The organism is Enterobacter sp. CC120223-11 (genome assembly GCF_900215375.1).
Taxonomy (GTDB): Bacteria; Pseudomonadota; Gammaproteobacteria; order Enterobacterales; family Enterobacteriaceae; genus Scandinavium.
On the sequence record NZ_OBEF01000015.1, the window covers coordinates 49,670 to 71,284 of the forward strand.

Below are 21,615 nucleotides of genomic sequence, written 5' to 3' on the forward strand. Positions count from 1 at the left end.
AAAGAGGATTACTTCTTCGCCAGAGAGTTAACCACCACCCGGTTAAGTGAACGGCAAGGGAGCAGTAAGCTGGAACTGGTTATTAGCGAAGCGCTCTCAGGCAACTGAAGCTCACACTGGGCTTTACCCAGCCAGTTAACCTGCATGGTTTCCCCGGCCACTATTCCGCTTAACCAGACGCTGCCATCATCGCCAACAATGCCCACTTCCTGGTTTTTGGGATTGAGTACCGTGGCCCCAAACGGCGGTGTTGATCCGTCGGCAAGGCGAATAATCGCCATATTTTTCGCGCCACCAATCACGCTGAAATGCCGGTAGCCAATCGCGCCTTCGGTTAATGTGGCCTGAACGACTGAAGTCATCGCCTGGGCATCATCCGGGATCGCGTTCAAATCGATACTGACCCGGCTGCGCGAATAGCTGCTGATGTCAGAGACCACCGCTTTGCCAAAGACGTTTGTCCACGTCGGGCTTCCCCATGTTTTAATCGGGATTCCGGCATTTCCGTCCGTATCAACAAGCATTCGCGTACTGCCCGGCGACCCCGCGCGGTGAAGCGCAGCACCTTTAGGCGTGACGGTGACGCCTCCCTGAACTGACATTCCCAGGGAGCTGTAGCTGCCCTCCTGGTAGCTGGCGGAGCCATTCCACTGCGCCATAGATCCACGATAGCTGTAGTAACCGTTGCCAATAACACCCTGACGTGAAAGGCCGCTGCCTATCTGATAGAAATTGCCATCGCTGTCGCTGCTGTTGTAGTTAAGCTGATGACTGCTTTCCTGCCCGGCATAGGTCCCGCTGTAGCTGACAGAGCTTTGCTGGCCCACGGGAACAGACAGGGAGAGATACATCCCGTCTTCAGTTCGTCCATCGTATTTACTATGCGACAACGTCAGTGACAGACTGATATTTCTCATTCGCCAAAGGTCGAGATATTTTGACGCCGTCAGGTTATAGCTATCGTTTGCCGGGCTATCCCAGTAAGACTGGTGGTTGTAGTTCAGGTAAACACTGGTGCCCCATTCCCGAAGCTGTTGGTTAAACGTCACGGTGTACATCTCTTTGCTGCTTTGGGATCTTCGCCCCCAGTTTCTGGCATCCAGATATTCACTCATGCTCATGTAGTTCTTTTCCGAGAAGCGATACCCGGCAAAAGTGACCTGATTATCAAAGTCATCAAAACGTTTGGAGTAGCTCAGGCGATACGAGCGGCCTGTCAGCGTGCCGTCTTCATCGGACAGCATCGCTTTTGACTGCGTGACGTCGAATGCCAACGCACCAAACAGCAGGAGATCGCGACCGATACCCAACGCTGCGGCCTGATAATTTTCATCAATCACGCCCCCGCCATACAGCGACCAGCCGTTGTTCACGCCCCAGGAAAACTCTCCGGTGGCGAATGCAGGCCCTTGCGTACGATGGTTGGCATCCATTGGCCGCCCCACCGCGGTTTTGTAACGCACCATCCCCGGACGGGTAAGATAAGGCACGCTGGCAGTGTCCATCTGGAAGCTATGCGACGTCCCGTCCTGCTCCTCAATGCGCACATCCAGCTTTCCCGATACGGAATCCGAAATATCCTGAATACGAAATGCCCCCGCGGGGACCAGAACCTCTTTCAGTACTCTGCCCTGTTGGCTGATCACCACTTTGGCGTTGGTATTGGCAATGCCGGAAACTTCAGGGGCATAGCCGCGTAAGTTCGCCGGCAGCATATTGTCATCCGTAACCAGGCTGATGCCCGCGAAACGAAAACTGTCAAAAATGTCCGAGGTGAGAAAATCTTCCCCAAGCGTCAGCTTTGCCGCCAGATGCGGCAATGCGCGATATGCGTAATATCGGCTCCAGTCCCAGCTGCGTTGCGATGCTCCGCTTCCCGTGTCATTCCGGGCCTGCCAGTCAGCACGCAGACGCCAGGGCCCGACGTTGACGCCAACAACCCCGTTAGCGCTCTCGTTACGCTGATTGCCACCTTTTTGCTGGAACAACTGTTGCAGATTAACGTTGTAGTCCAGCAGCGCGCCGAAAATCCCCTCATCCCATGTCGACGGAGGGTCCCAATATTCTGAGGCATATTCCAGCCAGGTAGCCGGGACGCCTATCACCAGTGCAGATGTGGCTAATGAGGGGGCCAGGGTCAAACCAGGCAAACTGCTAATCTCCAGACAGTTTGCGTCATGCCACCAACGAAGTTGTTTCTCAACGCCGGTTTTCAGACCAAACTGACTGACCAGCTGCGGCGTGATGCAGACCTGGCTGTCATCTTTGCTATCAGGATCCGGGTAAATATTGAGCGTCTGCTCGCTCAGTTCCTGCTTATTGACATGAACAGCAAATACATACTCGCCGGGCATGATATAAGCGCCATGCGAAAAACGATTGAGATCGATTTGCTGCCGGTCTTTTACATCCAGCAGGTCAATGTTGAATTGAATATCTTCGGCATTTGCCAGGTTTGCGCTACTGCTTAAAAAGAAAAAAAGAATCCCGCCAACAAGCTGTTTACGGTCAAACGCAGCATTAATACTTAATCGCTCCATTGTACGACAGGCCCTTTATTCCATTAAACAGCGATTCACCAGCCCAGCTATTGATAAAATTATGATTAAAAATACATGCGGGTTTCCCCGCATGTATTAGCCTGCTTAATTACTGATAAGCAAGAGTAAAGTTAGTCACGCCTTTGAAATCACCCGGAGTCACTTCGCCATCCACCGCATCACCCTGCAGGTAAGCAGCGAAAGTCAGATCGTGATTGCCAGCCTGCATATTTTGCACTGCGCTGTCTTTGTTCAGAGCAATCACATTACCTGAACCATCGGTAATACCGATGCTCGCACCTTTCGCTGTACCGGTAATACCCAGAGAGCCTTGAGTGCCGCCTTCTGCACCGGTGAATTTAGCGCTAACTGATTTTTTCTCGCTAATATCGCAGTTAGTGAGTTTGATGGTGAAGTTCTGCGGAGAAGATTTACCACCTTTAGACAGTGCCGCCGCTGAAACCTGGCCCAGTTCAATAGTCTGATCAACATTTTCAGGATCGATAGAACATGGAGCTTCAGTAACGGAACCCGTGAAAGTCACAGTGCCATGTCCACTATCTGCAGCGTTTGCCATGGAAATCAGGCTAAAAGTCATAGTCAAACCCAGAACAATTTTGTTCAGTTTCATTTTTATTCCTTTAAATATAAATAGATAAAATCATCAGAAGCCGAAGTAATTACGGCTTTACTTTTCACTAATTAATTCACTTCTATAGATGGCGAATATTTTTTAGCCGAGGTAATTATTTCAGAAAAAAACATAAAGAGAAACTCAAAACAAAACGTAAAGTTAAATTAACTATTTAAATCCAGCATGTAATAAATAATATAATAAATGGGAAAGCATCTTTTGTACCCAGCCCCACAGGCAGAACAAAACACTTAATTTATAATCAAAACAGATAAATGGACTGGTCATTGTTGGTTTTTAAGTTATATAGCGCTACCATTATTCTTCAATGGAAGAGATCACACAGTATTCGCTCAACAAAAAGGATTACCATGTCGCCCCCCCTCAGCATCGTTATTAAAGAAGAAAATCATTACCTTGCAGTGGGTATAAAGCATGCGCTTTTACAGCATTTTTCTGCCCATCCTGTTCAGGTTAAGGTAAATAATGAGGGGGATTCAGGAAGCTGCGACATTGCCATTCTGTCAACAAAGCACCTTGGCGCGGTGTGCCCAACAACACAGCGTTTCCAGCTTATTGTGTTATCAGCATCGAACAACATCAGAGCAAAACTGTTGTACGAACACGGTGTCTTTTGCCATCATCAATCTATAGAGAAGCTGCTGGTCATGATTGAACTGCGCTTAAAATCTTTGCAGGATAAACAGCAATCACCCTCAAGAAAAAAAATATTCTCAAAAGAACATTCACCTCGTTTAACGCCCAGACAGCAGGAAGTTATTGAACTTTTTTCACAGGGATTAAGCATCCAAGAAATAGCGGAATTACTGCATATCAGTAATAAATCTGTTAGCTACACCAAACGCAGAGTGATGAGTAAGCTGGATCTACAGAATCTGGCTCAACTACACCGCTGGATACACAGCTAGGAAAGGATGCATAATGATAAGGAACGTGATTTTTTCCTGTTTAATCCTCTCATTGTTTCTCGTCAGGGCAATGGCTGCTAATTTTTATCTGACCCCAGACCCTGGTGGCATTAAAAATGGATATATCGTATCCGGAAATATCGTCGCAAGCGATCTTAAACGCGATATGAGTACCAGTAGAGGGTGGGCTAAACTGCATACTCTATATGAATTAAAGGGCGGGGAAGTATGGGAAAATTTAAATGACTCAGCATACTGCCCTTCAAGTGCTAATATAGAGGAGACATTGCAATTTTTGAATGCACGATTTTCCGCAGGAATTCCATTGAGAGATTTCATACCTGGATATTTCCCTATAAGAGATAACTCAATCAGAATCTACTGTTACCTCGGGCCTTCAGAACTAAAATTAGGCCGGTGGGCCATTGAGCCAAACTTTTCCATCCCACCCGTTACACCTGAGACGCCAAGATGTACGACCATTATAGATCCTAATATTAATTTTGATAATGTCGTCATAGGAGCAACGAAAAAAATATCTGTCACTGGTACTATCCGTTGCGACAAAGATACTACTGTAAGTGTTTCTCTCAAAGACCCTAAGGATCTTACGGCTAAAAACGGAGTTTTGAAATTAAGTGACGCCACCGTACTCTATGACGTTGATAATACTGGCATAACGAAGAAATACTCTACACGAAAAAACATCAATGAACCATTTACACTCAATTTCACACTCTCCGACACAGGAAAAATTGAGGCACAAAAAACCGGGTACTTGATCCTAAGGATTGAAAGCCTTTAATCTCTACGAAGGTGAAAAATTATGAGGTGTATTATTCGTGTAGTTTTAACTATCCTGCAAATGATCACCATATTCTCGGCTTCAGCTGCTGATGAGCAAATGCTGTCCATTACACTCAATGTTATTAAACCACCTTGCATTCTCAATGGAGGGCAGAACATTAATGTCAATTTCGGTGATGAAGTGTTCACCACCCGCATTGATGGCGTTTATAAAAAACAGAAAATTGAATATAAACCCACAAATTGCCTGACATCAAAATTCAAATTAAGAATAGAAGGTAACCCAGCGGCATGGGACTCGAAGCTGCTGGCCAGCAATAATGAGGGATTAGGTATCCGTTTTTTGAATTCAGGTACAGAGCTGGCATTGTATAGCTGGATTAATTTTTCCAGCAGCAAATGGCCAGTGCTGGAAGCCGCACTGGTCAAAAATGACAAGAAAGTCCTGAAATCAGGGCCGTTTACGGCAGGCGCAACGTTAATGATTGAGTACCAATAATGCGAAAATTATCCTCCTGATTATCGTCAGACAGCATACTTTCGAGCGTCCTCGCAGAAAGTCACCTTTCCACCGGTTTTCCTGACTTCCAGACTCCGTTATCATGCTCCCTGCACGCACACTAACAATAATGTCAAACGTCGTGCATTGACTGGCACCTGGAAAATGGACATCACAGACAGATGAGTACATACGAAAATTTAGACGCCCATACGCCGATGATGCAGCAGTACCTGAAGCTGAAAGCTCAGCATCCGGAGATCCTGCTGTTTTACCGTATGGGTGATTTTTACGAGCTGTTTTATGACGACGCCAAACGTGCCTCTCAGCTGCTCGATATTTCCCTGACCAAGCGTGGCGCTTCCGCAGGGGAACCTATTCCGATGGCGGGCGTACCACACCATGCTGTTGAAAACTATCTCGCCAAACTGGTCAATCTTGGCGAATCCGCGGCGATTTGCGAGCAGGTCGGCGACCCGGCCACCAGCAAAGGGCCCGTTGAGCGTAAAGTTGTCCGTATCGTCACGCCGGGCACCATCAGCGATGAAGCGCTGTTGCAGGAGCGTCAGGATAACCTGCTGGCCGCCATCTGGCAGGACAGCAAAGGCTACGGCTATGCCACGCTGGACATCAGCTCCGGACGCTTTCGCCTGAGTGAGCCCGCAGACAGAGAAACCATGGCGGCAGAACTTCAGCGCACCAATCCTGCCGAATTGCTCTATGCGGAAGACTTTGCGGAAACGGCACTGATTGAAGGCCGCCGTGGTCTGCGTCGTCGCCCGCTGTGGGAATTTGAGATTGATACCGCACGCCAGCAGCTAAACCTGCAATTTGGCACGCGTGACCTGGTCGGCTTCGGCGTGGAAAACTCGCCACGCGGGTTGTGTGCTGCGGGATGCTTATTGCAATACGTCAAAGACACCCAGCGCACGTCCCTGCCGCATATTCGTTCCATCACCATCGAGCGCCAGCAGGACAGCATCATCATGGATGCGGCAACGCGGCGCAATCTGGAAATTACCCAGAACCTGGCGGGTGGCGTTGAAAACACCCTGGCCGCCGTGCTCGACCGCACAGTAACGCCAATGGGCAGCCGAATGCTGAAGCGCTGGCTGCATATGCCAGTCCGTGATACCAAAGTGCTTACCGAGCGCCAGCAAACGCTGGGTGCGTTGCAGGATCGCTGCGACGAACTGCAGCCGGTGCTGCGTCAGGTTGGCGATCTGGAGCGTATTCTTGCCCGTCTTGCTCTGCGCACCGCTCGCCCGCGCGACCTTGCCCGTATGCGCCATGCGTTCCAGCAACTGCCGGAACTGCGCGAACAGCTGAGCAGCGTCGACAGCGCCCCGGTACAGAAACTGCGTGAAACGATGGGGGAGTTTACCGAGCTCCGTGAACTGCTTGAGCGTTCAATCATCGAAACACCACCGGTTCTGGTGCGCGACGGCGGCGTCATTGCCCCGGGCTATCATGAAGAACTCGACGAGTGGCGCGCGCTGGCTGATGGCGCAACGGACTATCTCGACAGGCTGGAGATTCGCGAACGTGAGCGTCTGGGTCTGGATACGCTGAAAGTGGGCTATAACGCCGTTCACGGTTACTACATTCAGATCAGCCGTGGCCAGAGTCATATGGCACCAATCCACTACGTCCGCCGCCAGACGCTCAAGAATGCCGAGCGTTATATCATCCCGGAGCTGAAAGAGTACGAAGACAAGGTGCTGACGTCGAAAGGCAAAGCGCTGGCACTGGAAAAACAGCTTTATGACGATCTGTTCGATCAGCTGTTGCCGCATCTTGCCGATTTGCAGCAGAGCGCCGCGGCGCTGGCGGAGCTCGACGTGCTGGTAAACCTCGCCGAACGCGCAGATGCCCTGAATTACTGCTGTCCGACGTTTAGTGACAAACCCGGTATTCGCATCACCGAGGGCCGCCATCCGGTGGTCGAGCAGGTACTGAATGAGCCGTTTATCGCCAACCCGCTGAACCTGTCACCGCAGCGCCGGATGCTGATCATCACCGGGCCGAACATGGGCGGTAAAAGTACCTATATGCGCCAGACCGCACTGATTGCTCTGCTGGCCTATATCGGCAGCTACGTGCCGGCCCAGAAGGTGGAAATCGGCCCGATCGACCGTATCTTTACCCGCGTTGGTGCCGCAGACGATCTTGCCAGCGGTCGCTCGACCTTTATGGTGGAGATGACGGAAACCGCGAATATTCTGCACAATGCCACTGAGCAAAGTCTGGTCCTGATGGACGAAATTGGTCGTGGAACCTCTACGTACGACGGTCTATCTCTTGCCTGGGCCTGTGCCGAAGGCCTGGCGAATCGCATTAAGGCGTTAACGCTCTTTGCCACCCACTATTTCGAGCTGACGCAGCTGCCGGAAAAAATGGAAGGCGTGGCGAACGTTCACCTTGATGCTTTGGAGCACGGCGACACTATTGCCTTCATGCACAGCGTGCAGGATGGTGCGGCAAGCAAGAGCTACGGCCTGGCAGTGGCTGCGCTGGCGGGTGTGCCTAAAGAAGTGATTAAACGCGCGCGTCAGAAACTTCGCGAGCTGGAAAGCCTGTCACCAAATGCTGGCGCAACGCAGGTGGACGGCACACAGATGTCGCTGCTTTCTGCCCCGGAAGAAACCTCTCCTGCCGTTGAGGCTCTGGAAAATCTGGATCCGGATTCGCTGACGCCGCGCCAGGCCCTGGAGTGGATTTACCGTCTCAAAAGTCTGGTGTAGCTATAAATTGCCCGGTGGCGCTGCGTTTACCGGACCTGCCGATCTTCAGTCGTAGGCATAATAAGCGCAGCGCATCAGGCAATCATGAAAAGAAAAAGGCCAGTCATTGCTGACTGGCCTTTTTGACGGAAACTTGTTGAGTCTTACTGCTTATTCGCGGAAAAGCGCTTCGATATTCAGCCCTTGCCCCTGCAGGATTTCACGCAGGCGACGCAAACCTTCCACCTGAATCTGACGAACGCGTTCACGAGTCAGACCGATTTCACGGCCAACATCTTCAAGCGTTGCCGCTTCATACCCCAACAAACCGAAACGACGAGCCAGCACTTCACGCTGTTTGGCGTTCAGTTCGAACAGCCATTTGACGATGCTTTGCTTCATGTCATCGTCCTGCGTGGTGTCTTCCGGGCCGTTATCTTTTTCATCGGCCAGGATATCCAGCAGCGCTTTTTCGGAATCGCCACCCAGCGGGGTGTCGACTGAGGTAATGCGCTCGTTGAGACGCAGCATACGACTGACGTCATCAACCGGTTTGTCCAGCTGCTCAGCAATCTCTTCGGCACTCGGCTCGTGATCCAGCTTATGGGATAACTCACGTGCGGTACGCAAATAGACGTTAAGCTCTTTGACGATGTGAATCGGCAGACGAATAGTACGGGTTTGGTTCATGATTGCCCGTTCAATGGTCTGACGAATCCACCAGGTTGCATAGGTCGAGAAACGGAATCCGCGCTCCGGATCGAATTTTTCGACCGCGCGAATCAGCCCCAGGTTGCCCTCTTCAATCAGATCCAGCAGAGCCAGACCACGATTGCTGTAACGACGGGCAATTTTCACCACCAGACGCAGGTTACTTTCAATCATCCTGCGGCGGGAAGCAACGTCACCACGCAACGCACGTCGTGCAAAATAGACTTCTTCTTCGGCCGTTAGCAGTGGAGAATAACCGATCTCTCCAAGGTAAAGCTGAGTCGCATCCAGCACACGCTGTGTGGCACCCTGTGATAACAGCTCTTCCTCAGCCAGGTCGTTATCACTGGGTTCCTCTTCGACTAAGGCTTTCTCATCGAAAGACTCAGACTCTGTTCCGTTCTCATCAAATTCCGCATCTTCATTTAAATCATGAACTTTCAGCGTATTCTGACTCATAAGGTGGCTCCTACCCGTGATCCCTGGACGAAACACACCTCACGGTTGTTTCGCCTGATTATCGCTGCGGCAAATACTGCAGCGGGTTGACGGATTTCCCCTTGTAACGAATTTCAAAATGCAAGCGTGTAGAACTGGTTCCGGTGCTACCCATGGTAGCTATCTTCTGCCCCGCCTTCACTTCTTGTTGTTCCCGGACCAGCATCGTATCGTTATGGGCGTAGGCGCTCAGGTAATCATCATTGTGTTTGATGATAATAAGATTACCGTACCCGCGCAGTGCGTTACCGGCATAAACAACGCGCCCATCTGCGGTCGCGGTGATAGCCTGTCCTTTACTGCCTGCAATATCGATCCCTTTGTTGCCGCCATCGCCGCCACTAAAGTTTTCGATGATTTTGCCGTCGGTCGGCCAGCGCCAGGAAGAGATAGGCGAACTGGTAGACGTTGAGCTTGCAGTGGGTTGGGTAGTGCTGACAGCGGGTGCCGTAACCGGCGCGACGACCGTAGTCGAAGGCTTATTATTAGGCAACATTTTGTTAGCACTTTGTTCACCTGAATCCTCAGAATACGTAATTGTTGGTTGAGACGCAACCACTGCGGAGGAATTTTGTGCAGGTTTTGAGACTACTCCTGGCGAAGCGGTGCTGGCTTGTGCGCTGGCCTGTGCTACGGCGTTATTTCCGGTGATCGGCTGGCCTGAAGCGTTGCCCACCTGCAGCACCTGGCCCACATTCAGGGCATAAGGCTCAGGTACGTTATTGCGCTGCGCCAGGTCGCGGAAATCGTTCCCGGTCACCCACGCAATATAGAAGAGCGTATCGCCACGCTTCACGGTATAGGTGCTGCCACCGGTGTAGCTGCCTTTTGGAATATCGCCATATTTACGGTTATAGACCGCATGGCCGTTCACTATCTGAACCGGCTCCTGAGCCACCGCGGTCTGCTGCTGCATCGGCTGAATTTGTGGCTGAACCGGGGCGGTTTGCACCGGCTGAGGCTGTGGCGCCGTCTGCGCGGCGGTGCCCATCTTAGGAGGCGGGGTGATTAGCATTCCTGAATCGGAACTGGAAGACATTCCGCCTACCGAAGTGACCGGGGCGGGAGCGTTACTGGATGAGGAGCATCCTGCCAGCCAAAGTGAAACCAGTGATAAAGCCGCCATGCGACTAACGGTGAATTTAGGGCTTCCCGCGCTCATTTATCCCCCAGGAATATGTTATCTGTCAGTGACTTAAAAACCGTAAAACGTGACGGTAATCACCCAAAAAAGTGTGCTCACCCTACGCCATATGCGAAGCTAAAAGAAACAGGAAAACTCCTGTATTACGCCAATTCGCCTTTCACCAATGGCACAAAGCGAACCGCTTCCACGGTATCGATGATAAATTCATCCCCTCGCCGGCGAACGCGCTTGAGTACCTGCTGCTCCTCGCCGACGGGTATAACCAGAATGCCGCCTTCATCCAGCTGCGACATCAGCGCCGCCGGAATTTCCTGCGGCGCTGCCGTGACAATAATGGCATCAAATGGCGCTCTTGCGCGCCATCCCTGCCAGCCATCGCCATGGCGAGTTGAAACATTATGTAAATCAAGCTGCTTCAGGCGACGGCGCGCGTGCCATTGCAGGCTTTTGATACGCTCAACCGAGCAAACATGATGCACCAGATGCGCCAGAATCGCCGTCTGGTAACCCGAGCCCGTGCCGATTTCCAGCACGCGTGACCCGGGCGTCAGCTCCAGCAGCTCAGTCATCCTCGCCACCATGTACGGCTGCGAAATGGTCTGGCCCTGGCCAATCGGCAGCGCCACGTTCTCCCATGCCTTGTGTTCAAAGGCTTCATCAATGAACTTTTCACGCGGCACGGAGGCAATAGCATCGAGCACTTGCTCATTGGCGATCCCCTGATTGCGTAGCTGATTGAGAAGACTTTGTACGCGCTGGCTCACCATTGTTCATCCACTCCCACACGATCCAGCCATCCGGAGACAACCTCCTGTGCGCTGTGAGCGGTTAAATCGACGTGCAGCGGCGTGACGGACACATAGCCTTCATCAACGGCGGCGAAATCCGTGTCCGGCCCTGCATCGCACTTCTCGCCCGGTGGGCCAATCCAGTAAAGCGTGTTCCCGCGCGGATCCTGCTGCGGAATCACTTTGTCTGCCGGATGGCGGCTACCGCAGCGCGTGACGCGGATCCCTTTGATTTCTGAAAGAGGCAAATCAGGCACGTTGATGTTGAGAATCCGCCCGGTGCGCAGGGGTTCACGGGCCAGCGCCCGCAGGATGGAGCAGGTCACAGCGGCGGCGGTGTCATAGTGATTGTAGCCGTTCAGCGAAACGGCAATCGCCGGAAAACCGAGATGTCGGCCTTCCATCGCCGCCGCCACCGTGCCGGAATAGATAACATCATCGCCCAGGTTCGGCCCGGCGTTAATGCCGGAGACAACCACATCCGGACGCGGGCGCATCAGCGTGTTTACGCCGAGAAACACGCAGTCCGTCGGGGTGCCGTTTTGTACGGAAATATCGCCGTTGTCGAACGTGTGGGTACGAAGAGAGGATTCCAGGGTCAGCGAGTTAGAAGCTCCGCTGCGGTTACGATCGGGTGCAACAACCTGAACCTCGGCAAACTCGCGCAAGGCTTTCGCCAGGGTCTGGATCCCCGGCGCGTGGATCCCGTCATCGTTACTCAGCAATATTCGCATAATCACCTGTTGTGTTGATAAGTTCCCTTACCACACCAGTGGCAAAACTGCCTGCCGGCAGCCAGAAACGCACCTCAACGGTGACGTCATCCCACCAGTTCCAGCTCAGCTGTTGCGGGTAAAGCAGCATGGCGCGTCGCGCAGCTTCCACTTTTTCACGCAGCAATAAAGTCTGCAACAGCGTTTCATCCGCAAGCGTTTGTTGCTCAAATTCCAGCGCCGCACGCTGGGTGCCCCACTCACCGCTGCCCGGCAGCGAGGCGGTAATCATCAGGTCACGGCCGTCGACGCGGGACTGAAGTTCAGGCAGCTCTTCGCCTGTGGCCACAAACCAGCTGCCGCGTCCCGCTAATTGTAGCGCATCGCCGTCAACAACTTGATTAAAGTCCGGTTTTTTTAAACGCTCGCTGACCTGCTGATTAAACAACGCGCTGCGTGCAGCCGACAACCAGAAACTGCGTTTATTGCGATCGCGTACCGGCGCACCGCTTTCTGCCCAGCGCAGCGCGCCCTGCAAATTGCTACCGCCAATACCGAAGCGCTGTGCGCCAAAATAGTTCGGCACGCCTTTGTCATTAATGGCCTGTAAGCGTGCTTCGACGTCTTCACGATGGCTGATTTCACGCAGCACAAGAGTGAATGCGTTCCCTTTCAGCGCGCCAAGGCGCAGCTTGCGCTTGTGACGGGCGTACTCCAGCACCTTACAGCCTTCAAGCTCAAATTTGCTCAGGTCTGGCATCTCTTTGCCCGGCAGACGCACGCAGATCCACTGTTCTGTGACCGCATGTTTGTCCTTCTGCCCGGCAAAGCTCACTTCACGGGCGTGAACCTTGAGGAATTTTGCCAGTGCGTCGGCCACAAATCGGGTGTTGCAGCCGTTCTTCAGGATACGCACCAGCAGGTGTTCACCTTCGCCATCTGGCGCAAAACCCAAATCTTCGACCACCAGAAAGTCTTCCGGATTGGCCTTCAGCTGCCCGTGGCCCTGCGGTTTGCCGTGCAGGTAAGTGAGATCGTCAAACGCAATCATGGACGTGCCTTATGCAGCAGCGCAACCGCTTCGCAGGCAATGCCTTCGCCGCGCCCGGTGAAGCCAAGCTTCTCGGTTGTGGTCGCTTTGACGTTCACATCATCCATATGGCAACCCAAATCTTCAGCAATGAACACGCGCATCTGCGGGATGTGCGGCAGCATTTTCGGGGCCTGGGCGATGATAGTGACGTCGACGTTGCCAAGCGTGTAGCCTTTGGCCTGAATGCGGCGCCAGGCTTCGCGCAGCAGCTCACGGCTGTCGGCACCTTTAAAGGCCGGATCGGTGTCCGGGAACAGCTTGCCGATATCACCCAACGCCGCCGCACCGAGTAGCGCGTCGGTGAGCGCGTGCAGCGCCACGTCGCCGTCCGAGTGGGCCAGCAGGCCTTTTTCATAAGGCACACGCACGCCACCAATGATAATCGGGCCTTCGCCTCCAAAGGCGTGTACGTCAAAACCGTGTCCAATTCGCATTATGCCTGCTCCTGAGGTCCGCTACGGGTAAGGTAAAATTCTGCCAGCCGCAAATCTTCCGGGCGGGTCACTTTAATATTATCAGCGCGTCCGGCCACCAGCTCGGGATGGAAACCACAATATTCCAGCGCTGACGCTTCGTCGGTGATGGTCGCCCCTTCATTGAGCGCCCGCGTCAGGCAGTCAAAGAGGAGTTCACGAGGGAAAAACTGCGGCGTCAGTGCGTGCCAGAGATCAGTGCGATCGACGGTGTGGGCAATGGCCTCTTTACCGGGCTCAGCGCGCTTCATGGTGTCGCGAACGGGCGCCGCAAGAATGCCGCCAACGCGGCTGGTTTCACTCAGTGCGAGTAAATTCGCCAGATCGTCCTGATGCAAACAGGGACGCGCGGCGTCATGCACCAGCACCCATTCTGCGTCGCCCGCTGCGCGCAGGCCTGCCAGAACGGAATCAGCACGTTCGGCTCCGCCTTCTACAACGGTTATTTGTGGGTGATTAGCGAGGGGAAGCTGCTGAAAGCGGGCGTCACCGTCGCTGATGGCGATAATGACGCGTTCAACGCGGGAATGGGCCAGCAAGGCGGCCACCGCGTGTTCGAGAATCGTTTTGTTACCGATTGAGAGATATTGCTTCGGGCATTCCGTTTGCATACGGCGGCCGAATCCGGCTGCCGGCACCACGGCGCAAACGCCCGAAAAAGTGGCTGCCATGCGATTATCCTGGCTTGGGTTTATTGATTGTTCTGCCCGGTGCGCTGATTCTGACCCTGATTGCGCTTGGACGCATCCGGCACCAGACGATAAAAGGTTTCGCCCGGGCGAGTCATACTGAGCTCGTTGCGAGCGCGTTCTTCAATCGCTTCCTGACCGCCGTTGAGGTCGTCAATTTCGGCGAAAAGCTGATCGTTGCGCGCTTTAAGTTTGGCGTTGGTTGCCTGCTGAGCCGCCACGTCATCGTTGACGCGACTGTAGTCATGAAGACCGTTCTTGCCGAACCACAGCGAATACTGCAGCCAGACCAGAAGTGCCAGCAACAGCAGCGTTAATTTACCCATCCTGCCCCCAAAAAAACGGCATCATCATCCCAAAACTTGCCAGAGTGCTCACCCAGGCCTGCGGACGATGCCGCGTATCGCGGGGAATGTACCACATTTTGCATCGGGAGTCGCAGGTCCAATCGCATCGAACGAATACGCTTAACCCAGCAGCCACAAAAACAGCAGGCCAAAGAGGGTCGCGACCGTTATCAGCGTCACCACAATACTGTAGAGGAGTTTGCCGTTCATCAGCGAGTGCAGCGCGATGCCGATCACCACGGAAACGGGGAGCAGGGCCAAAAAGAAGGGCCACGTGTAGAGGAAGAAGAACAGCGTGTTGCTGCCGTAGAACAAAAACGGAATACCGAGCGCCAGTAGCCATGCGACAAAACCCACGGCCGCGCCGGACAAAGACCAGGTGGTCTCTTCGGTGTCGATAGCCATGGGTTCTGCCCGTGTAATGGTCATGTTCTGGGTATTGCGCATATCAAATCCTGTTTCCTGACTGGCCAGAAAACCGGCCCGGTCTCAGGATCTGATAATATCGCCCTGTCTCAGCAGGTCTAATAATTGGTTAACCAAATTTGTTACCAATTGTTCGCCATCGAGGTGAATGTCTGCCTTTTCCGGGGCTTCGTAAACCGAGTCGATGCCGGTGAAATTGCGCAGTTCACCGGCGCGGGCTTTTTTGTACAAGCCTTTCGGATCGCGGGATTCACACACCGCCAGCGGCGTGTCGACGAACACTTCGATAAAGCGCCCTTCTCCCAGCCGATCCCGCACCATCTGCCTTTCCGCACGGTGCGGCGAAATGAAAGCGGTTAATACCACCAGCCCCGCCTCCACCATCAGCTTTGCCACTTCGCCCACGCGACGAATGTTCTCTTTGCGATCGTCGTCGCTGAAGCCCAAATCGCTGCACAGGCCGTGACGCACATTATCACCATCGAGCAAATAAGTGCTGACGCCAAGCTCGTGCAGCGCCTCTTCCAGCGCCCCGGCAACCGTGGATTTACCCGAGCCCGAAAGCCCGGTAAACCACAGCACAACCCCACGATGACCGTGGTGCTGTTCGCGCTGAGACTGCGTTACTGGATGGGCATGCCAGACGACGTTTTCGTCATGCTGCGCCATCACTTGCCTCCCAGCAGATCGCGTGCGCCCCAGTGCGGGAAGTGCTTACGCACCAGCGCGTTCAGCTCCAACTCAAAGGCGCTGAATTCGCCACTGTTTGCCACCGCATGATTCTCCTGCGGCTCGCGCACCATCCCGGCTCCGACCGTTACGTTGGTCAGACGGTCGATAAAGATAAGACCGCCGGTCACCGGGTTGTGCTGATACTTATCGAGCACCAGCGGCTCGTCGAAGGTCAAATCCACCAGGCCAATACCGTTGAGCGGCAGGCTGGTCACTTCACTCTGGGTCAGGTTGTTGATATTCACCTGATACTGAATCGCATCTACGCGTGCACGGGTTTTCTTTCCGGCAATTTTGATTTCGTAGCTCTGGCCAGGCTGTAAAGGCTGTTCAGCCATCCACACCACGTCCACGCTGGCGCTTTGCACGGCAGGCAGCGTTTCGCTGACGTCCACCAGCAGGTCACCGCGGCTGATGTCGATTTCATCCTTCAGCACCAGGGTAATCGCTTCGCCCGCCGCCGCCTGCTGCAGGTCGCCGTCAAAAGTGACGATGCGCGCCACGGCAGACTCCACGCCCGACGGCAGCACCTTCACGCGCTGGCCGACGCTCACCGTGCCGGACGCAAGCGTCCCGGAGAAGCCGCGGAAATCGAGATTAGGGCGGTTCACGTACTGCACCGGGAAACGCAGCGGCTGGCTTTCCACCACGCGCTGGATCTGTACGGTTTCCAGCACTTCGAGCAGCGTCGGGCCGCTGTACCACGGCATTTTCTCACTCTGGCTGGCGACATTATCCCCTTCCAGCGCCGACAGCGGCACGAAGCGGATATCCAGCTCGCCCGGAAGCTGTTCGGCGAAGGTCAGGTAGGCTTCACGGATCTCATTGAATTTTTCTTCACTGTACTCCACCAGGTCCATTTTGTTCACTGCCACCACCAGGTGCTTAATGCCCAGCAGCGTGGAAATGAAGCTGTGACGACGGGTCTGATCGAGCACGCCTTTTCGCGCGTCCATCAGCAAAATTGCCAGATCGCAGGTAGAAGCCCCGGTCGCCATGTTGCGGGTGTATTGCTCGTGGCCCGGGGTGTCGGCGATGATGAACTTACGCTTTTCGGTAGAGAAGTAGCGGTACGCCACGTCGATGGTGATGCCCTGCTCGCGCTCGGCCTGTAAGCCATCTACCAGCAGCGCCAGGTCGAGCTTTTCGCCCTGGGTGCCGTGACGTTTGCTGTCATTATGCAGCGAAGAGAGCTGATCTTCATAAATCTGCCGGGTATCGTGCAGCAGTCTGCCAATAAGTGTGCTTTTGCCGTCGTCCACGCTGCCGCAGGTCAGGAAACGCAGCAGGCTTTTGTGCTGCTGGGCGTGCAGGTACGCTTCCACGCCGCCTTCATCAGCAATCTGTTGTGCAATCGTTGTGTTCATGGCGGCTCCTTAGAAATAACCCTGGCGTTTCTTCAGCTCCATGGAGCCTGCCTGGTCGCGGTCAATCACGCGGCCCTGGCGTTCACTGGTGGTGGACACCAGCATCTCTTCAATAATTTCCGGTAAGGTCTTCGCTTCAGACTCCACCGCGCCGGTCAGCGGCCAGCAGCCGAGGGTGCGGAAACGCACCATACGTTGCTTGATCACTTCGCCCGGCTGTAAATCAATGCGATCGTCGTCGATCATCATCAGCATTCCGTCGCGCTCCAGCACCGGACGTGGTGCTGCCAGATACAGCGGAACGATTTCAATATTTTCCAGATAGATGTACTGCCAGATATCCAGCTCGGTCCAGTTAGAAAGCGGGAAGACGCGAATGCTTTCGCCTTTGTTAATCTGGCCGTTGTAGTTATGCCACAGCTCAGGGCGCTGGTTTTTCGGGTCCCAGCGGTGGAAACGGTCGCGGAAAGAGTAGATACGCTCTTTGGCGCGCGACTTCTCTTCGTCACGACGTGCGCCGCCGAATGCAGCATCAAAACCATACTTGTTCAACGCCTGCTTCAGGCCTTCGGTTTTCATGATGTCGGTGTGCTTAGCGCTGCCGTGAACGAACGGGTTGATGCCCATCGCCACGCCTTCGGGGTTTTTATGCACCAGCAGCTCGCAGCCGTAGGCTTTGGCGGTGCGGTCACGGAACTCGTACATCTCACGGAATTTCCAGCCGGTATCGACGTGCAGCAGCGGGAACGGCAGGGTTCCCGGATAGAACGCCTTACGCGCCAGATGCAGCATCACGCTGGAATCTTTGCCGATGGAGTACATCATCACCGGGTTGGAGAATTCTGCCGCCACCTCGCGGATGATATGGATGCTTTCCGCCTCCAGCTGCCGCAGGTGAGTGAGTCGTTTTTGGTCCATAACCGTTCCTTAAGCCAGATTCACCACAGAAGAGTTGAATCCCTCCTGCTGTAAGTTGTGTTGAAACCAGGCGAGCTGATGATGCAGCTGCACCACTTCGCCCACCACCAGCAGCGCTGGCATCGGGGCGTCTTTCGCGAGGCTTTCGAGTTGTTGTAAGGTGCCGACGGTCACCTGCTGGTCTGCGCGCGTGCCGCGGCTGATCACCGCCACCGGTGTTTCGCTGCTGCGACCGTGCAGAATGAGCTGACGGCTGATTTCGGCGGCCTTCATGGTGCCCATATAGATAGCCAGGGTCTGACGGCTTTGCGCCAGCTGCGCCCAGTCGAACGGCGTGCTGTCGGCTTTGTAATGTCCGGTAACAAAGGTCACACTCTGAGCGTAATCACGATGCGTCAGGGGGATACCCGCGTAGGCCGTTGCGCCTGCTGCTGCCGTTACGCCAGGCACAACCTGGAAAGGAATGCCGGCCTCGGCGGCGGCCTGAAGTTCTTCACCGCCGCGACCAAAAATGAAGGGATCGCCGCCTTTCAGGCGCACCACGTTTTTGCCCGCCAGAGCGGCTTCGACGAGCATCCGGTTCGTTTCATGTTGCGGTACGCTATGAGTCCCGGCGCGTTTACCGACACAAATCATTTCAGCATCGCGGCGCACCAGCTCCCGCACGCCGTCGCTGACCAGGTGATCGTAAAACACCACATCGGCCTGCTGAATAACCTGTAAACCGCGCAGCGTCAGCAGCCCGGCATCGCCCGGCCCCGCGCCCACTAATACAATTTCACCGATCTTTCGCTCAGGCTGATTCAATTCATCTTCCAGCGCCTGCTGGGCCGCAGATTCATTGCCTGCCACCATCAGGCTGGCAAAACGCCCGGTGAACACGCGTTCCCAGAAACGACGGCGCTCGGCAACGCTGTGTAAACGTGTCTGAATATGGTGTCGCCAGTAGCTCGCCGCCTGCGCCATTCGTCCAAGATTCGTTGGCAAAAGCGCTTCGATTTTTTCACGCAGCATTCTCGCCAGCACCGGTGCCGTGCCGCCAGACGAGATCGCCACCAGTAAAGGTGAACGGTCGACAATCGACGGGAAGATAAAGGAGCACAGCGGCTGATTATCGACGACGTTCACCAGCCGCTGGCGGGCGTTAGCCGCCTCATAGACGCGCTGATTCAGTTCGCTGTCGTCAGTGGCGGCAATCACCAAAAACACAGGATCAATCTGCGTTTCATCGAATTCTTCTGCAAGCCAGACAATCGCCTGCTCGTTAACCTGCTCGCTGAGTTCTGCACAGAGTTGCCGCGCCACCAGACGCACCTCAGCCCCCGCCCGCCGCAGCAGCAGGATTTTTCGGGCCGCCACATCACCACCGCCGATCACCAGAACCGGACGGTCTTTCAAAGTGGCAAAGAGAGGTAAATAGTCCACGGCGCTACAACTCATTCACATTCAGCATAGGGGGACTATAGGGGGAGGCTCTGAGCAAATGAAATTACGAAATGGAATGAGTAGTTCCGCAAAGGAATAACACCCCGGAATTGCAAATGCTAAAAAGTGCTTAACGCGCGATTTTTAGCCGGTTTAAGATGAAATGAAATTGTGTAAGACCGCTCACAGTTTCATACTAGGGCAGTTGATTATTTTGCCCTGATGTAAGGACACACTATGTTTTCCGCCCTGTGCCGCCGCCTGCTTCCCCTGGCGATAGGTGCATGTTTAACGGCGCCCTCTTTTGCCGCATCGCTTCCCACAGGCTCGATTGCAAACCAGCAAGCCCGCTATATCGCCACCTATTTTCCTGGCCGCATGACCGGCAGCCCAGCGGAAATGCTCTCCGCGGACTACGTGCGTCAGCAGTTTGCCCAGATGGGTTACGAAAGCGATATCCGCACCTTTAACAGCCGCTTCATTTATACCAGTAAGGACAAACGTCAGAACTGGCATAAGGTCACCGGCAGCACGGTGATTGCCGCGCACGAAGGCAAGGCGGCGCAGCAGATTATCGTGATGGCGCATCTCGACACTTACGCCCCGCACAGTGATGCCGACACGGAGAACAACCTCGGTGGATTAACGCTACAGGGCATCGACGACAACGCAATGGGCGTGGGAGTGATGCTGGAATTGGCAGAACGCCTGAAGGACATTACCACCGAATACAGCATTCGCTTTGTGGCAACCAGCGGTGAGGAAGAGGGAAAACTTGGCGCGGATAACCTGCTGTCTCGCATGAGCGCCGCAGAGCGCAAAAATACCCTGCTGGTGATCAACCTGGATAACCTGGTCGTCGGCGACAAACTCTATTTCAACAGCGGAAAATCAACCCCGGCGTCGGTGCGTAAGCTGACCCGCGACCGCGCTATCACGCTCGCCCACAGGCACGGTATTCAGGCCGCAGTGAATCCAGGGTTGAATGCAAATTACCCGAAAGGCACCGGCTGCTGTAATGACGCTGAAGTGTTCGATAACGCGGGGATCCCCGTGCTTTCCGTCGAAGCCACAAACTGGTCGCTCGGCAACAAGGATGGTTTCCAGCAGCGCGCCAAAAGCCACGACTTCCCCGACGGCAACAGCTGGCATAACGTTCGCCTCGACAACCAGCAGTACATCGACAAAGCCCTGCCTGGCCGAATCGAGCGTCGCGGTCGCGACGTCGTAAAAATCATGTTGCCGCTGGTGAAGGAGCTGGCAAAAGCAGGGAAAGGTTAAGCTTTTAACCGGGCAGGCATCACGCTGCCCGGCAGAACGTTACCCCTCGTGCAGCCCACACTCGCGTTTAAGCCCAAAGAAGCGCGTTTCTTCTTCCGCCATGCCAGGCTCCCATTTACGGGTAGTGTGGGTATCACCGACGGAAAGATAGCCCTGATCCCACAGCGGGTGATATTTCAGGCCGTGCTTTTGCAGATACTGATAAACCGTGCGGTTGTCCCAGTCGATAATTGGCAGGATTTTGAATACGCCACGCTGAATAGCCAGCACCGGTAAATTAGCCCGACTGCCTGACTGTTCACGACGCAGGCCGGCAAACCAGGTTTGTCCGTTGAGCTCTTTCAGCGCCCGGTTCATTGGCTCGACTTTGTTAATCTCATTGTATTTCTCAAGGCCCTCAACGCCCTGTTCCCACAATTTTCCGTGGCGCGCTTCCTGCCATGCCGGGCTTTGTTCAGCCCGATAAATTTTAAGGTTGAGCTTCAGCTTATCCGTCAGCTCATCGATAAACTGATAAGTCTCCGGAAATAAATAGCCGGTATCGGTGAGGATCACCGGAATATCCGGGCGCAGCTGATTCACCAGATGCAGGCTCACCGCAGCCTGAATACCGAAACTCGAAGAAAGCACATATTCACCCGGCAGATTCTCCAGCGCCCAGGCGACACGCTCTTCGGCCGTCAGCTTTTCCAGCTGCGAGTTAGTTTCCGCCAGGGCGAGCACGCGATCGACTTTCGGCAAATCATTTAAGGCGTTCAGATCGAGTACAGACATAAATTCCTCACTTTTGCCTGATGGCGCTGCGCTTATCAGGCCTACAGCGACACATTTATGTAGGCCGGATAAGGCATGAATGCCGCATCCGGCAAGGATAC

The 21,615-nt window shown here is 54.1% G+C and carries 21 protein-coding genes; 5 read left to right on the forward strand and 16 right to left on the reverse strand.

Going from position 1 to position 21,615, the window contains the following annotated elements:
• Positions 1-8 precede the first annotated feature (8 nt).
• Both CRO87_RS16700 and CRO87_RS16705 read right to left on the reverse strand, forming a co-directional pair.
• On the reverse strand, positions 9-2,540 hold the full coding sequence (locus CRO87_RS16700) for an outer membrane usher protein (RefSeq protein WP_097164060.1): 2,532 nt from the start codon (positions 2,538-2,540) through the stop codon (positions 9-11).
• A gap of 109 nt (positions 2,541-2,649) precedes the next feature.
• On the reverse strand, positions 2,650-3,171 hold the full coding sequence (locus tag CRO87_RS16705) for a fimbrial protein (RefSeq protein ID WP_097164061.1): 522 nt from the start codon (positions 3,169-3,171) through the stop codon (positions 2,650-2,652).
• 374 nt (positions 3,172-3,545) lie between these two features.
• On the opposite strand from CRO87_RS16705, the gene CRO87_RS16710 reads away from it, so the two are divergent.
• From CRO87_RS16710 to mutS, 4 genes are all read left to right on the forward strand, one after another.
• On the forward strand, positions 3,546-4,103 hold the full coding sequence (locus tag CRO87_RS16710; protein ID WP_176504332.1) for a LuxR C-terminal-related transcriptional regulator: 558 nt from the start codon (positions 3,546-3,548) through the stop codon (positions 4,101-4,103).
• Between the two features lie 13 nt (positions 4,104-4,116).
• Positions 4,117-4,908, forward strand: a complete 792-nt coding sequence (locus tag CRO87_RS16715) for a hypothetical protein (protein WP_097164063.1) — start codon at positions 4,117-4,119, stop codon at positions 4,906-4,908.
• Positions 4,909-4,929: 21 nt separating this feature from the next.
• Positions 4,930-5,409, forward strand: a complete 480-nt coding sequence (locus CRO87_RS16720) for a fimbrial protein (protein ID WP_097164064.1) — start codon at positions 4,930-4,932, stop codon at positions 5,407-5,409.
• A 182-nt stretch (positions 5,410-5,591) separates the two neighbouring features.
• Positions 5,592-8,153: a DNA mismatch repair protein MutS gene (mutS, locus tag CRO87_RS16725; RefSeq protein WP_097164065.1), complete on the forward strand. Its 2,562-nt coding sequence runs from the start codon at positions 5,592-5,594 to the stop codon at positions 8,151-8,153.
• Positions 8,154-8,303: 150 nt separating this feature from the next.
• On the opposite strand, the gene rpoS is transcribed toward mutS, so the two are convergent.
• From rpoS to cysG, 13 genes are all read right to left on the reverse strand, one after another.
• The gene (gene rpoS / locus CRO87_RS16730; protein WP_097164066.1) at positions 8,304-9,302 is read right to left on the reverse strand and encodes an RNA polymerase sigma factor RpoS; all 999 of its coding nucleotides are present in this window, start codon (positions 9,300-9,302) and stop codon (positions 8,304-8,306) included.
• Between the two features lie 58 nt (positions 9,303-9,360).
• The gene (gene nlpD, locus CRO87_RS16735) at positions 9,361-10,452 is read right to left on the reverse strand and encodes a murein hydrolase activator NlpD (protein WP_255252518.1); all 1,092 of its coding nucleotides are present in this window, start codon (positions 10,450-10,452) and stop codon (positions 9,361-9,363) included.
• A gap of 176 nt (positions 10,453-10,628) precedes the next feature.
• A complete protein-coding gene (locus tag CRO87_RS16740; protein WP_097164068.1) occupies positions 10,629-11,255 on the reverse strand; it encodes a protein-L-isoaspartate(D-aspartate) O-methyltransferase in 627 nt (208 codons plus the stop codon).
• Complete coding sequence (gene surE / locus CRO87_RS16745; protein WP_097164069.1) at positions 11,249-12,010, reverse strand: 5'/3'-nucleotidase SurE; 762 nt, start codon at positions 12,008-12,010, stop codon at positions 11,249-11,251. Before surE ends, CRO87_RS16740 begins: the two co-directional genes overlap by 7 nt.
• The gene (gene truD / locus CRO87_RS16750) at positions 11,991-13,040 is read right to left on the reverse strand and encodes a tRNA pseudouridine(13) synthase TruD (protein WP_097164070.1); all 1,050 of its coding nucleotides are present in this window, start codon (positions 13,038-13,040) and stop codon (positions 11,991-11,993) included. Before truD ends, surE begins: the two co-directional genes overlap by 20 nt.
• On the reverse strand, positions 13,037-13,516 hold the full coding sequence (gene ispF, locus CRO87_RS16755; RefSeq protein WP_097164071.1) for a 2-C-methyl-D-erythritol 2,4-cyclodiphosphate synthase: 480 nt from the start codon (positions 13,514-13,516) through the stop codon (positions 13,037-13,039). The genes truD and ispF overlap by 4 nt, the downstream gene beginning before the upstream one ends.
• Positions 13,516-14,226 (reverse strand): 2-C-methyl-D-erythritol 4-phosphate cytidylyltransferase, encoded by a 711-nt coding sequence (gene ispD, locus CRO87_RS16760; protein ID WP_097164072.1) that lies wholly within the window; start codon positions 14,224-14,226, stop codon positions 13,516-13,518. The genes ispF and ispD overlap by 1 nt, the downstream gene beginning before the upstream one ends.
• 20 nt (positions 14,227-14,246) lie before the next feature.
• Positions 14,247-14,570: a cell division protein FtsB gene (gene ftsB, locus CRO87_RS16765; protein WP_097164073.1), complete on the reverse strand. Its 324-nt coding sequence runs from the start codon at positions 14,568-14,570 to the stop codon at positions 14,247-14,249.
• A 141-nt stretch (positions 14,571-14,711) separates the two neighbouring features.
• Positions 14,712-15,038: a DUF3561 family protein gene (locus CRO87_RS16770; RefSeq protein WP_097164074.1), complete on the reverse strand. Its 327-nt coding sequence runs from the start codon at positions 15,036-15,038 to the stop codon at positions 14,712-14,714.
• Positions 15,039-15,080: 42 nt separating this feature from the next.
• Positions 15,081-15,686, reverse strand: a complete 606-nt coding sequence (cysC, locus tag CRO87_RS16775; RefSeq protein WP_097164075.1) for an adenylyl-sulfate kinase — start codon at positions 15,684-15,686, stop codon at positions 15,081-15,083.
• On the reverse strand, positions 15,686-17,116 hold the full coding sequence (cysN, locus tag CRO87_RS16780) for a sulfate adenylyltransferase subunit CysN (protein ID WP_097164076.1): 1,431 nt from the start codon (positions 17,114-17,116) through the stop codon (positions 15,686-15,688). Before cysN ends, cysC begins: the two co-directional genes overlap by 1 nt.
• A gap of 9 nt (positions 17,117-17,125) precedes the next feature.
• Positions 17,126-18,034 (reverse strand): sulfate adenylyltransferase subunit CysD, encoded by a 909-nt coding sequence (cysD, locus tag CRO87_RS16785; RefSeq protein ID WP_097164077.1) that lies wholly within the window; start codon positions 18,032-18,034, stop codon positions 17,126-17,128.
• 9 nt (positions 18,035-18,043) lie between these two features.
• Complete coding sequence (gene cysG / locus CRO87_RS16790; protein ID WP_097164078.1) at positions 18,044-19,459, reverse strand: siroheme synthase CysG; 1,416 nt, start codon at positions 19,457-19,459, stop codon at positions 18,044-18,046.
• A 237-nt stretch (positions 19,460-19,696) separates the two neighbouring features.
• Between cysG and CRO87_RS16795 the strand changes: the two genes are divergently transcribed.
• Positions 19,697-20,740 carry an aminopeptidase gene (locus CRO87_RS16795; RefSeq protein WP_097164079.1) on the forward strand — a complete coding sequence of 348 codons (1,044 nt, stop codon included), beginning with the start codon at positions 19,697-19,699 and terminating at the stop codon, positions 20,738-20,740.
• A gap of 39 nt (positions 20,741-20,779) precedes the next feature.
• Here the strand turns inward: CRO87_RS16795 and cysH are convergent, their stop codons facing one another.
• Positions 20,780-21,514 (reverse strand): phosphoadenosine phosphosulfate reductase, encoded by a 735-nt coding sequence (gene cysH, locus CRO87_RS16800; protein ID WP_097164080.1) that lies wholly within the window; start codon positions 21,512-21,514, stop codon positions 20,780-20,782.
• Positions 21,515-21,615: the final 101 nt, after the last annotated feature.